The organism is Solibacillus cecembensis (assembly GCF_050272495.1).
GTDB classification, from domain to species: Bacteria; Bacillota; Bacilli; order Bacillales_A; family Planococcaceae; genus Solibacillus; species Solibacillus cecembensis.
This window is the reverse complement of record NZ_JBNNMF010000004.1, coordinates 135,579-148,548: the sequence shown is the minus strand read 5'-3', so window position 1 is coordinate 148,548 and position 12,970 is coordinate 135,579. Positions and strand designations below refer to the sequence as shown.

Genomic DNA, 12,970 nt, shown 5'->3' with positions numbered 1-12,970 from the left:
AAAATATAAATTAAAAACTATGCTCTTGGAAGAAGCGGTCGATCTCCTTACGTGAAATCCGCTTTACACCATCAATTTCACATACTTGTAAGCCAAGTGTACGGTACTTCATAAGCGTGTTATATGAGACACCAGCGTACTTTGCTCCTTCTTTTAAAGATAGCCACCCACTGTCTACAAATTCGTGATGCGCGGCGTGTAGTGCCTTTTGCACAGCTTTCATTATCAGTTGCTCTAATTCCATTGTTGCTACTTTTACAGTCATAATCATTCTCCTTTAAAATTAACTCCCCGCCACAATATGGTTAATTGCTGCTGATAATTTATACGAGCTATGGATAGAGGAGTTAAGTAACATGGAAAAAAATTAATTGTAGTAGGATAATCCTCCACTTTAAATCAAAATGAATACAGAGCAAAAGGCTACTAGCATAAATCCGTGTTGGTAGCTTTTTGGTGATTTCTCAATCAATAAAATTTAGCAAAGTATAAAAATTTTATAAAAGCATTTAACTCTCGTAATTCGTTTGCGTATATGTGCTATGTAGGCGGTTTGGCTAGTTTTATGAACTTAGAAATGAAGAATTAGTTTAACTATGCTAAATAGTCCTCGTATAAGTTATACGTGAGCATGAAATGCAATTCTAGAAATTAAGTTAAACCGTTGTACTCAACTATGTAATTTAGCTTGCGTATAAGGAAAAGAAGGAGATGAAGCAACATGAAAATTTACAACTAGAAAGTATCGTCCAAATAAGCTGTAACCTTTCATTGGAAACGGATTGTTATTGCTTGTCAAATAAAATTCAACCACAGAAAGATTAATAAGGAATGTTTTATTAGGAATGTTCTAAATACCCCCCCAGTGCCTACTAAATCAAGTGTAAGAGCGGGATTTGGTGGGAGCTATGTAATACCTATGGGGAATTTTTCGTGAAGGTTGTTGCGGATTTGAAAAAGATTTAACTACGCAAAATACATTGCGTATATAGGAAATGAGGGTGTATAACCCAATAAAAATTTGTGAGGAGGATTACAAAATGAGTAATCAAAAAATAGACCTTATAGACGTTAAGTTTTGCCCAATAGCGGAAAATTCAGGTGTTACCAATTGTTTAAATGAACTTGCACATTTAAATGATCCGTATCATTTAGATGATTTTAGGTATTTCTATGATTTGGATTATTTAAACGACTTGTATGATTTAGAAATTCAACAAGAATGCAAATCATCAGATAAGATTGAGATAAAATGGGTATCACCAATTGAAATTGATGCATTGGAGGTGTCGTTTTATATAAAAAGTTTAATAGTATATGGTCCACACGTTTGTGAGAATCGATTAAAGAAACTCTCCTATGTTGTAATTGAATTATTAAAGGCTCAACATACTCCTGAAGAAGTTGCGTTTGTATTATTAAACGAGGAGTGGGCAATAGGAAGAGAAATTAGCAATCGACATAAAGGTGCTAAGTTAAAATTTATCGAAGGCGTCATTAATAGTGTGAAGGAAGAATTAAAGATTGAACAAGCTAATATGGAGTTAGAGATGCTAATGGAAGATTTGGATGTGAATGGATGGACCTTTCATGATGATACTCCGGAAAATAAATTTTCAAATGTGTATGTAAGAAAATCGGGTATCGAAATACATATGAGTATTTCAAGGACACAATCGTGAAATTCTAAAATTAGTTCTGAGAAATGAAGGAGGGAAATTAATTCAATATAATTGATAAACAACTATTAGAAGATGAATAAGGTATGCCAACAGGTACTTGGAAAAATTGTTGCCACTTCTAATGCATCTTTAACATATATCAAAAGCTGTAGTTCACAATAGAATGTGGCTACAGCTTTTTTGCTATTGCTATAACACAGCTACACATTAAAAATCACAAAAGTATCCATATCAAGGGGGAATGTATAAGCTAATTTTCTATCTAGCTGAAAACAAATTAAATATCGGAGAAATACCGTGGTTTCTATGGTGATTTTGTAGCACATACCGCAAAAACAATAGAATTATATTGTACGTAACCAAGTGATATCCCCTCGGTAATAAGAAATGTTATGGTGCGTGTTAAGAAGATGTAAGTGCACCAACACACATTAATAGTCCCCCCACTGTAATAATTGGTAGTTGCTAATTAACCTACTATGCCATAAAGGATTCAATGAGCAATAAGGCTACTCTTGGGTCTTTCTTTGAGCAGCCATTTAATAGGTGTTTCAATTCCACTAATTTAAAGTAAACACCTTTGGGTGGCCGGCGTTTTCTTCAAATAGTTCAGCTAATTTAATATCTAGTGCTGAACAAATAGGCATTCAATCGGTGCGTTTTTCTACACATGTTCAAGGAGTTATATATGTGTTATGCAAGAAAATACTAGCCGTATATTCACAAATTAGAGCCTATATGGCTTACATCGTAAAACATTAGGATAATCAATCATTGCCCTTCCAATTAATAAGTAGTTCAAGCAACAATTGAATTGTACGTTGGTCCTTAACTGATTTATCTTCTAGTAAAGCGATAATTTGGGTCATTTCATAACTATTAGTTTTTAGGCCAGATTGAGTATTGCTAAACAACTCTTCTAATGTAATTCCTAGTGCATTAGTAATTTTAAATAGGCTCTCAATTGTTGCATTTTTCTCCCCACGTTCAAGTTGTCCTATATATGTGTTATGCAAGGAAGCTCGATGTGCCAACTCTTCTTGACTTAATCCACGTTTTTTACGGAAAGCTCTAATTCTTTCACCAACAACCTTAACGATACTATCCATTACTATCACCTCATACAAATACAATAGCTAGTTGATAGTTGATCACCAACAGACTATAAATATATTGAAGGTTAAAATATATACTATTGATATTATATGTAGTGGATTATATACTGTTTATAAATGGGTAATATTAGGAAGGGAGGTGTGGAAATGAGGGGGAAATATGATACTAAATTTAAAGAGATGGTAGCTAAGGAAGCGGTTAGTATAAACAACATTTCAGCTACTGCAAAGAAATACGATGTAAACTCCAATACTGTAAGTAAATGGATAAAGAGTTTAGAAAAAAGTTTAGGTATGGGAGAAATCCAAAAAGCGGACAAATTTAGCAATGAAAAGGAAGGAACGCAATCTAACCGAGAAGTGCTGGACTTGAAAATACAGTTGAAAAATACACAAAATGATCTGAATGAAGCGATGATAATAATCGGTGAAAAGAATTTGCATATTAAAAAGCTTGAAAAAAGCTTAAGATAATAGGCAGTTAAAGCGCAGTAAAAATTATTAGTGTAGCTAGTTAAGTGAATCCTTCTAATTTAATAAATAGACTACTATTATGAAACGGTTAAAATGCTTAATTAGTGCAACATCATAGATTTACAGCAGGAGGAAGTGCATATGAGCAATTCAAATTCATCAGGATGTGGAAGTTTTATAGGGATTATTGTCGTAGTAACATTGCTTATGCTACTTGTAAAAGGGTGTGAATTTGCAAACGATTTAATAGGATCTGATGAAGTTCAAGAGAAAAAACCAGTTAGAGTAGTTGAAGGGCATAATGGCTACCTTACTCAAAACACATTTTTAGCTATTGATGAAGAGAGTTTTGATGAATTAATTAGCTATATAGTTGCAGACAACGGCGAGGCGCTAATAAGAATGATGGAAGCGGGTCGCGTTTTTGCAGGCAGAAAAGGCGAAGTAGTTACGATTATAGATGCAGGTTTTACGCAATCTTACATTGAAGTTGTTTCAACAGGAATGCGCGGTTATGTAGAAGCAGAATTAGTTAAGTCAAGAATGGAAGAATAGCGGTAATTTTTTATACTTAAAGGGGCTCAATTTATATTGGAGCTCCTTTTATTAAATGGCGAATAATTATTAGCTTTTGTACATAATTGCGGCAGTAAATCATTATGTACATAGATCATTAACTAATATGTCTATTCAGTAGCATGTCATTTAACAGTACAGCCACCCATTATGACATAGAAAGCTCTCAAAATAGTATGTAAGTAGATATTCCCTATTAAAATAAATGAGATCCAACCTAGAAGGTAGTTGTTAACAAATTTACTTTGTTAATAGCTGCTTTCTTTTGTTTTGGGATAACCATGTACATATATGAATGTGAAAACGGAATTTAGGAATAATTTCTTTTTACTCTACGTAAGGGGAATCGTATACAGAAAGTGAAGGAGATTGGCTAGTTTATTAGTACTGTAAATTAAAGTGTTAAATATTTTATAGGTGGATTAAAAACGGTAACCTTTGAATTTATCATCCATTATAGCTTGTCTATCCCTTATTATGTACAACATTAATAAAAAATAACGATGCTCCAGGAATTTTCTAATCCCCCCCAGTGCCTAGAAAATCAAGTGTTGAAGGCACATTGTACTGGGGCCACGTGATACCTACAGGGAATTTCCCGTGAAAAGTGGTGCGGATTGGATTGTTTTTATTTAACTGTGCAAAATACAGTTCGTATATAACATTACACGAGGTTCCAACCTATGAAAATTGAACCCAAATATTTTTAGAAGGATGATTTAGCAGGTTGTGGGTAATGTAAATAGCTGTTTAATCAATCAGCGACTAAAAAAAATTTAATCATCTATTTAACTCTTCATATAACACCTCGTATATGTACTTTGTATGGGGAACAACTAATCGTTTTGTCTCTGGATTTAGGTTGAATCGATAGGTGGCTATGTCAATGGAGTAAATCATAGAAATAGCAAGCAGCCTACATAAATTTGTTATTAAAGTTGGAGGGATTATAAACTATTGCAAAATAAATAAGTGAAATTCGTATGCGAGCGATAATAAACGCTATATGATTCACTACAATTTGGTCATTTCCCATTTACATACATTGTAAATCTATTACTAGTATAGTTTTGCGGGAATGAAGCGGATTTTACAGCAATTTTCGCTGTCGGATGATACAAAATAAATTAAAAAGGGACATTTTCCTATTATATATAATGTAAATGTCCTCTTTAAAGGAGCATATAAGATGGAAGTAAATGTAGAAAAAGTGATTGGGTTTTTAGAGTATGTATATGAAGGAATGGATGTGTACCCATTTCAGGCCTTTACAGATGATGAAGTCTATAAAAAGAATAATAAAGGAACGACCTTTTGGGAAATTGATAGTTTCAATGAAAGCTTAGAGGATAAGCTTTGCTCATACCTAGATCGTTGTCATTTAGAAAAGCGTTCGTTATGTTTTTATATGAACGGTGCAAAAGAATTAATATATATAGATTGGATTCGTTTTCACTTTGTTGATATAGATGCTGGCGGAGGGACTAAAGAAGAACAACTTAAAAGAATTATGGATGCTCCTTTAAAACCAACAATTGTTTATGAAGGGCGAAGTGGATATAAAGTATTATATGAAGTGAAAGAAGCATATTGGGATAATAGTACTCAAGAAGCGTTGAATGAATCGACTTATATATTTGAAAAAATCCAGTTTCAATTAATAGGATACTTCAAGGGCGATCGATCTAAACGTCAACCACACAATTGTTTTAGGTTACCTTTTACAAATAATTATAAGGAGTTTAGTAGTAACGGTAAAGTATATCAAGAACGGATAGTATATAGTAAGCCGGATAATGTGTACACTCAGCAAGAATTGTCAGACGCATTTCCTCCTGGGGAAGAACCAAAGAAAAAGAAAAATATTAGAATGTATGATGTTTTAGATCAAGATGTGTCAACAGCTATAACAGTATTTATGGATAATTTAGAGTTAAATGGACTAGATTATCATGACAATGGCACAAAAGTTTCATATCAATGCCCTGTCCATAGTGATGGTAAATCGTCAGCGTTCATGTTCTACGATAGTCTAATATGTCATTGTTCTAATGGACAAAATGGAGAATGTGCAATAGGTAATGGCAAACCTTTAAGTTGGGTGGCTGAGCAATTAGGTTGGGATGACTTACTGGAAATAGCAAAGAAAGTTGAAATGAAGCCTGGTGAAAAGTACGCAGAGATTTCATTGCAAAAGTTGAATTATCCAGAATTAACGCCATTAAGTATTGTTAAAGATGATTTTGATATAACCGTGAAAAATGTTGGGTCAGAATTAGTAGATACAATGCAGAAACGTAAAATAAAGCTTGATAAAGATACACTTCAAGTTTATTCAAATTTAGTTGTGGAAATACATAGAAGTGAACCAGGTATAACTGTATTCCCATTAGAGCCAGGTGGGGGGAAAAGTACAACTTACGTAGCTTATTTGAAATATATGCTAAGGAACAAATTTGAAAATGCAGGAACTATTATCGTTGTTGAAAGGAATGAAACTGCGATAGCTTTAGCAAAAGAGTTCCCTGATTATACAGTTTATTTTGAAGCAAATGAAACTACCCCTTACGATGCTGATCATTTTCTTTTTTCGAAAGCAACTTATGTTATGCAAAGTGCTTATACTTATAAAGACTGTAAAAAAAAACCAACTGAGTATGAGCATAATTTGTGTGGGAGATGTAGTTTTAGGAAAAGTTGTAAGTTACCTATGAAATACGAAGTACAAAAACAACACCCAATTTTAATTATAACCCACGCCCGCTTACAAATGGAAGGAATGCAATTAAGTAAATTTGCAACATGGAAGGCTGCAGATGGCAAGGAGTACAAGCGAAGTAGAATTATTATTGATGAAAAGCCGCCCATACTAGATGTAAAAACAATTAGCACACTAGATTTAGAATTGTTAATATTCAATTTAAAAAGTATGGAGTTGGAGATTGGTAGTGAAGACATTGATCGCTCACTTGAAGTAGTGAATAATTTAAAAGCAATATTATTATCAACCGATAAGGAAGAAAAAATGCCTCCGTTAGATGAATCATTTGCATTTGGATTTGATTCAATTTGGTATAAACGTTATTCGGGAAATAAAGTTGGGCTTCTAAAAGATGTAGAAGCGGTTATTAATTTGGGCGGGGCAGTTAATGAATACAACAATAAAATTAGTATTACGACGTCTAAGAAGGTAGCATATGACTTTTCACTGTATAACACAATCATATTAGATGGTACTGCTATAAATGATTTTGAGTATCGGTATTTAAGTGGTTTTAAGATGTTAGATGTTCCGAGATTAAAATCATATAATCAATTGACACTAAACGTAGATAATACAATTGCTTCAAGTAAAACGAAGCTGATAAATGATCCTGAGCTCATAGATAAAATAGTAAAATACACGAGAGAAATGTCAGTTGAAAAGCCTGTATTATTGTTATGTTATAAATCATTAAGAAAGACTTTTGAAAATGCATTAAATGATGAGGTGAAGAAAAAAAGAGTAGCTATAAATCATTTTGGGAACGTGAAAGGATCGAATAGCTATTCAAATTATTCCTGTGTGGTGATAGTTGGTATAGTGAATAAGGGGGAGCCCTACTACATGAATAAATCGGGAGAAATTTTCTCAGAAGTTTCAAACCTAGAACGTACAACGATAAACAAAGTGCGCCGATTTAATGACGTTAATATCGAGCAGCATAAACTAAGTGACCAATTTGTTAGTCTTGTACAAGACATTCTTAGAACGAGTATACGAAATAATGGTAGTACTCAAGAAGTGGAAGTGTTTCTCTTTACAAGAGATATGGTTTTAACAAAAATGCTACATGAATATTTTGTCGGCAGCAAAATTATGAAATGGGATTTACTTGGACACAAACCGAGTTGGTATGATCTTATAAGCAATTTGTTTTCTACAATAGGGATTGGCGAGAAGATAAATAAAAAGGATATACGGCATAAGTTAAGCTTGGAGGGGGCGGCTGGTAAAAAGCAGTTGCAACGTTTACTTCGAAGGGATGAGTTTATAAGCCTACGTAGATTGAATAATATAGATGAGTTGAATGCAAGAGTGCTTGTCAAAGTGAACATAAAAAGGTTTTTTGCTTAAAAAAAGAGATAAGAGCATGTACAGCTAGTTATAGTATTGTACATGCTTTTTTCTACGGTATATACAATAGAAATCTACGGTAAATATAGTAGAAGTATACGGTAAGTACAATAGATTTCTATTGTAAAAAAGGTTACTTTACGGAAGTGTGATTTTCACCTATCAAAAACGGAAAAAAAGTAATAGCTTTAACTAGGCCTCGTTCTCTGTGGACCTGAAAGTACAGAGTGGTGGTGCGTTTTATATAAAAAGTTAACGCACCAAACTGCAATAAATAGTGAATTTCGATACATGTTGCATTTTAATTACCTTTCCAATCTAATTTTAAATCAATCGAATATAATATGTATGACACGGGAAAATGAAGCTAATGCAATATCTAAAGCCGCGCCTATAGTAGCTATACTCTTTACAGTTATATAGTGTTTTTACATTTCTTTCAATTAGATAATTTTGCGAAGTTCGATAGTACACCAACTCATCAGTAGGGGGAATGTAATTTGGGGATTTAACCCTATACTATAAATGTAGGGGGATATTACTAAAATCAGAATATAGAAAGAGAAGATCTTGAAGGTGGACAACGACTATAGGGAGGCATTATGGATTTAACGAAGCAATTAGAAGACATTTTTGACGTCACAGAAGATGATTGTTTAATGATGAAATTAATAAAGGTTGAATTGAATATTAAAGCATTAGAGAAGAACCATTATAAAAAATACTTCCGAAGTGATGTAAAAAGAGCATGGGGATTTAAATGTTTCTATTGCGGAAGGAAAGTTAAAAGTGATAAGGATGAAGCATATTACATTGTATCGATTACATGGAAGGTGCCTAATACAATAGGTATTCGCTTCTGTTCTAAAGATTGCTCAGATGTTTATTATAATGAAAAAATGCAAGGATTATTGAAAAAGCGAGAGCAAATATTAGAAGCGAGAGAACAACTTATAAAATAGTACAGGAAAACATTTAAAGTTAATAGACTAAACTGCACGTAATGTCATTTTAATGTTACGTGCATTTTACGTGCGCCTGGCATGCGCATTAACTATTGAGGGAAAGCCCTGAACCCCGAAGTAGAGATCAGCCAAGTGCAGAGGTGTCTGAGGAACAAAAATGTAGTTGATATAAGTATAAAAATATTTGAGGTTTGTATACAGTTTTTCATCTTCTAATTGCCACACAGTACCTTCTTATTAGGCTTGTTTTGTGCAAACTACGATTATTGGTTGTCCTCAATATCTATCAATGACTTCTTTACAGTGAACCCTTGCTCTAATTGTTTAAGGGATTTTTCAAGGGCAGCTCTGTTTAAGCTATTGCCTAATAAGTGGATGCTTTCCATTAAATTGTTGTATTCATCTAGTCGCATCATTACGACATTTTTACCAATTTCACGTGTAATAATTAGTGTTTCATAATCATCCGTTACACGATCCATGTAGCTTTTTAAGTTGTTTCGTAGAGAAGAATAATGTACTACATCCATATCGCCAACACTCCTTTTTTTAATCGTATAATAAATTATGGGGGAAAGTGAATGTAAATTCAATGTTTTTATAAAGGCTTCGTCGTTAAGGCATGTATAGAAAATGTGATATTTTATTTAACTACTAGTTAATTTGTTCTATAATTAGAGGTTAGTAATAATGATAAGTGATAAAAAAATCATGATAAATGAAGTTATTTATGGCCTATAAAATACAGATAAATGAGGTGAACAATTTGAACGCAAAAGCGGATGCAAAAGAAAAGAATGGTATGCGACGGACAGGTGTTTTACACTCTTATTCTAATCAAAAGAACTCTTAGAGTATTCAGAGTTGGGCCATTTCTGGAGCTTGCCTTGTCCATTGGCAAGCTCCTTAAATTCATGGGAGAAATATTAATAACTTACTGCATTTACTATTTTTCGATCCCGCGCAGGGCTTTCAAAAATACAAAAGTCCTTCAGAATGGTCTCATTCTAAAGGACTTTTGTCGACAATTTTGAAACCTCAAATAAATGATGGTTCAATTTTTATAATGTAATACCTGTCATTATCATATTTTTTTGAATATAATCTAGAACAGTATTGTCAATTGTGTTGTAATGGGTTCTTAACATATCTTGAGTGATTTTTCTGTAATTACTTTCTTTAGAAAAAAGAAGGTAATCTAAAGAGGAAAAGTCAAATTTATTTCCATCGAAATTTACTGAGAAAAATCTTCTCGAATCATTTCCAGAGTATGCTAGCATGTCAAATAATACATAGCCAGAAAAATCGTTTTGTGATAATTCATCTTCAATATCCGTATAATTTTTTAAAGGACTTTCATAAGAATTGGCAATGACCATATATTGAAAATCCAAAGACTTTGTATCGTTACAATACAAGAAATATGTTTTCATAGATCAATTCCCTCCTCTAAAAAACAACTTAATGAATCTTACCACAGATTTTATTTAAAAGCCATTATAAGTAATATGAATCGATAATCCGGAATATACTTTTAATAATTCTATGTGCATCTACTGGGTTATCTATAATACGAGTTAGATCAACAGGATGAACATCTTCATAATGAAAAATAGAATGTCTATTTGCATTATAGTATCTATATGCTTGGTTAATTGCAGTTAATTGTGATGGAGTAAATTTACTTTGGTAATTCAGGTCATGTATATGATAATTACCTTGAGTGTCCTTGGCAAACATAGTAAAACGTTTATCCTCTAATGCAATCCTTTTATCGTGCATAACATATTTTAAATGTCCTTCTAGAGCTTTTAGAGCTGGAAAAGCTAATTGGCTGCTTTCAAAAGGTACAGTTGTAATTTTAGTGTTATATAAAGCTTGGTAAAGAAACTTTTTAAGGGTTTCTGATAAAGAACTAGAACTATTTGGGAAATGAGTATCAAATTCGTTGATAATATCATTTTTTTCAATAGAACTTGTTACCACTATTCTATTTTCTTCGAATAGCTTAGGGATATCAGAAGGTTCGAATAGGGTTATTAAATGAGTATGTAAATCCATAAAGATCTTTAAAGGTTTACCTTGTAATAAAGCTTTTTTTGATTTAAAAAAATAAGAAACGGTCAATTTTTCTCCAGTTGTTTTTAATATCTTCCACTGTTTTCCGAATTGTAATGTTTGAGGAATAGGACAAAGTGTATTATTTTCAGCCAATACCATATGTAAAGTATCTTCAAAATCAGTTAGCTCTATACCTGGAAATGTAAAATAACTTTTGTCAAAGTCTACAATTTCAGGAGTAGTACATATATTAGATTTTTTAATAAAATCAGCCAGTTCATTTCTGAAATTAGAGTATGGTCCTGTATTAATATCGATAGTTGTTGTTCCATCGTTATTAAATCTAAAGTCTAAATATGAAGTTGAACCTTCAACTTTAAAATGTAACCTTTGTCGATCGGCACCCTTAGATTCGAAGATATCAGCAACTTCATAGCCATTTCCCTTTGAAAGGAAAAACTCCATAATAGCATCTAATAGTTTCTCTCTATCTATATTAAGTTTTAAATATGGATTAGAGGTTTTTTGCATTTATTCCACTTCCAATTCGATTGTTTTAGTTATTTTTTCGTTTTGCGTAATATACTCGATTTGTAGACTATTCAAGTTCAAATCCAATGTCACTTGTAAGTCAGTCAAATCTTTAATTTTATAACCGCTAATTTTCCAAAAATACTTTGCAATTTTTTTTAGATTTTGATCATTGAAGATAAAGGAATGATACTTTAATGCTATCTTTTCGTTTCCTAAAGTACCGATTATAGTTTTGTATAAATCGATGTTTAAGATATCACTACTTGATTTATTTGGTTTCTTCTCAATGCTAAAATCAGGTGACATATATGTAGCTTCTTTTGCTAATTGATCTGCTAACTCATTGAATGTATCTCCAGAGTGTGCTTTTACCTTATTGAAATTAATTGCGATTTGATTAGAATACTCTTGAATCTTTTTCGTATAGGCTTTTGATAGTGTTTTATTAGCTTTCCAAGAACCATTAGCCCAATGCTCAATTCCAGCATAATCATAAAAGATTTGAACTGAATTATAATTGTTTTTGATAGCCCATTGGATAGCGGCTAAGGCACCTTTAATTTCTCCTTCAACATTCCATAAATTATCATCGATATCTATTTGGATGGGTTCAGATAAGGTATGAATTATTTTATTACCAATAACCATTACACATCCATAACCACCAGAATTGTTAATTTTAGAATAACTTCCATCTACATAAACACATAAATCTGATGAGGAAATGTTTGTTTTATTATCTTGAAAGGAAACGTTTAGAAACTGTTCGGCTTCTTTTTGAGTAGGAAAGGATTTATATATTGCCCCTTTGTATCCTTTAACAGATTTTTCACATTCAGCCCAAGTTGTAAAAATGCCAGTTTTTCTACCAGACTTTACAGCATAAAATTTATTCAAATAACACACCTCCACTTTCTTTGAGTTTTTTTAAATCTTTCTTTTAAATATATAGTAAATTGGTAGTTTTTCCAATAGTAAAACGGTGGGTGTATTTTATATTAATGGTTTTGTAAGTTGGTATGCTATTGAATGCATGTACCAGCCGATTTTTTATGCAGATCCAACTGATGCGGTATTTAAGGCGTTAGGGGTAAATTAATTATATAGATATTTAGTGAAAAATTAACATTTCCCTTTGATAACTACTCTATTAAGACAACGTATTATTAATAAACTTTTTTCACAATGCGTACTGATTATAATTTGTCAGTACGCTTTAAATTTGGTCAAAATTAGTTGCACGGAAACGACTATGGGAATGTAGATCTATCTTGTTATTCCTCCGATACATTTTTTTATTGTTGATAGCCTTTTAGCGTAGATTTAATGAGTACACCTTCGTTTTAATGACGTTATTTTTAAAGTGCAATCTAAAGTACATAACGATTTTATGTTTCGAGGGAGGGGACATGAAACAAAGGCTATCACCCTTTTTTATATAAATAG

Annotated in this window: 11 protein-coding genes; 5 read left to right on the top strand and 6 right to left on the bottom strand. The window is 32.4% G+C overall.

The window, feature by feature from the left end:
- Positions 1–10: 10 nt before the first annotated feature.
- Entirely contained in the window at positions 11–265 is a 255-nt protein-coding gene (locus ACQKIH_RS05425) for a helix-turn-helix domain-containing protein (RefSeq protein ID WP_427763903.1), read from the bottom strand.
- A 775-nt stretch (positions 266–1,040) separates the two neighbouring features.
- Here ACQKIH_RS05425 and ACQKIH_RS05420 point away from each other — a divergent pair.
- A complete protein-coding gene (locus ACQKIH_RS05420; protein ID WP_427763900.1) occupies positions 1,041–1,682 on the top strand; it encodes a hypothetical protein in 642 nt (213 codons plus the stop codon).
- 767 nt (positions 1,683–2,449) lie between these two features.
- On the opposite strand, the gene ACQKIH_RS05415 is transcribed toward ACQKIH_RS05420, so the two are convergent.
- Positions 2,450–2,791, bottom strand: coding sequence for a helix-turn-helix domain-containing protein (locus tag ACQKIH_RS05415; protein WP_427763898.1), 342 nt, complete (start codon positions 2,789–2,791; stop codon positions 2,450–2,452).
- A gap of 153 nt (positions 2,792–2,944) precedes the next feature.
- On the opposite strand from ACQKIH_RS05415, the gene ACQKIH_RS05410 reads away from it, so the two are divergent.
- The 4 genes from ACQKIH_RS05410 (at position 2,945) to ACQKIH_RS05395 (ending at position 8,926) form a co-directional block, all read left to right on the top strand.
- Positions 2,945–3,271 carry a transposase gene (locus ACQKIH_RS05410; protein ID WP_427763896.1) on the top strand — a complete coding sequence of 109 codons (327 nt, stop codon included), beginning with the start codon at positions 2,945–2,947 and terminating at the stop codon, positions 3,269–3,271.
- A gap of 141 nt (positions 3,272–3,412) precedes the next feature.
- Positions 3,413–3,826 (top strand): hypothetical protein, encoded by a 414-nt coding sequence (locus ACQKIH_RS05405; protein ID WP_427763894.1) that lies wholly within the window; start codon positions 3,413–3,415, stop codon positions 3,824–3,826.
- Positions 3,827–5,036: 1,210 nt separating this feature from the next.
- A complete protein-coding gene (locus tag ACQKIH_RS05400) occupies positions 5,037–7,964 on the top strand; it encodes a hypothetical protein (protein WP_427763892.1) in 2,928 nt (975 codons plus the stop codon).
- 602 nt (positions 7,965–8,566) lie between these two features.
- Complete coding sequence (locus ACQKIH_RS05395; RefSeq protein WP_427763890.1) at positions 8,567–8,926, top strand: hypothetical protein; 360 nt, start codon at positions 8,567–8,569, stop codon at positions 8,924–8,926.
- 266 nt (positions 8,927–9,192) lie between these two features.
- On the opposite strand, the gene ACQKIH_RS05390 is transcribed toward ACQKIH_RS05395, so the two are convergent.
- The 4 genes from ACQKIH_RS05390 to ACQKIH_RS05375 all read right to left on the bottom strand — a co-directional run bounded on the left by ACQKIH_RS05390 (position 9,193) and on the right by ACQKIH_RS05375 (position 12,421).
- The gene (locus tag ACQKIH_RS05390; protein WP_427763888.1) at positions 9,193–9,459 is read right to left on the bottom strand and encodes a type II toxin-antitoxin system Phd/YefM family antitoxin; all 267 of its coding nucleotides are present in this window, start codon (positions 9,457–9,459) and stop codon (positions 9,193–9,195) included.
- Between the two features lie 531 nt (positions 9,460–9,990).
- Positions 9,991–10,362, bottom strand: coding sequence for a type II toxin-antitoxin system RnlB family antitoxin (locus tag ACQKIH_RS05385; RefSeq protein ID WP_427763886.1), 372 nt, complete (start codon positions 10,360–10,362; stop codon positions 9,991–9,993).
- Between the two features lie 64 nt (positions 10,363–10,426).
- Positions 10,427–11,521 (bottom strand): RNase LS family HEPN domain-containing protein, encoded by a 1,095-nt coding sequence (locus tag ACQKIH_RS05380; RefSeq protein ID WP_427763883.1) that lies wholly within the window; start codon positions 11,519–11,521, stop codon positions 10,427–10,429.
- On the bottom strand, positions 11,522–12,421 hold the full coding sequence (locus ACQKIH_RS05375) for a ribonuclease H1 domain-containing protein (RefSeq protein WP_427763880.1): 900 nt from the start codon (positions 12,419–12,421) through the stop codon (positions 11,522–11,524). It abuts the gene before it with no gap.
- Between the last annotated feature and the right edge of the window lie 549 nt (positions 12,422–12,970).

Bases quoted from the DNA above. Each gene is read 5' to 3' on its own strand.
- ACQKIH_RS05425 (WP_427763903.1), bottom strand. From the start codon at position 265: ATGACTGTAAAAGTAGCAACAATGGAATTAGAGCAACTGATAATGAAA.
- ACQKIH_RS05420 (WP_427763900.1), top strand. From the start codon at position 1,041: ATGAGTAATCAAAAAATAGACCTTATAGACGTTAAGTTTTGCCCAATA.
- ACQKIH_RS05415 (WP_427763898.1), bottom strand. From the start codon at position 2,791: ATGGATAGTATCGTTAAGGTTGTTGGTGAAAGAATTAGAGCTTTCCGT.
- ACQKIH_RS05410 (WP_427763896.1), top strand. From the start codon at position 2,945: ATGAGGGGGAAATATGATACTAAATTTAAAGAGATGGTAGCTAAGGAA.
- ACQKIH_RS05405 (WP_427763894.1), top strand. From the start codon at position 3,413: ATGAGCAATTCAAATTCATCAGGATGTGGAAGTTTTATAGGGATTATT.
- ACQKIH_RS05400 (WP_427763892.1), top strand. From the start codon at position 5,037: ATGGAAGTAAATGTAGAAAAAGTGATTGGGTTTTTAGAGTATGTATAT.
- ACQKIH_RS05395 (WP_427763890.1), top strand. From the start codon at position 8,567: ATGGATTTAACGAAGCAATTAGAAGACATTTTTGACGTCACAGAAGAT.
- ACQKIH_RS05390 (WP_427763888.1), bottom strand. From the start codon at position 9,459: ATGGATGTAGTACATTATTCTTCTCTACGAAACAACTTAAAAAGCTAC.
- ACQKIH_RS05385 (WP_427763886.1), bottom strand. From the start codon at position 10,362: ATGAAAACATATTTCTTGTATTGTAACGATACAAAGTCTTTGGATTTT.
- ACQKIH_RS05380 (WP_427763883.1), bottom strand. From the start codon at position 11,521: ATGCAAAAAACCTCTAATCCATATTTAAAACTTAATATAGATAGAGAG.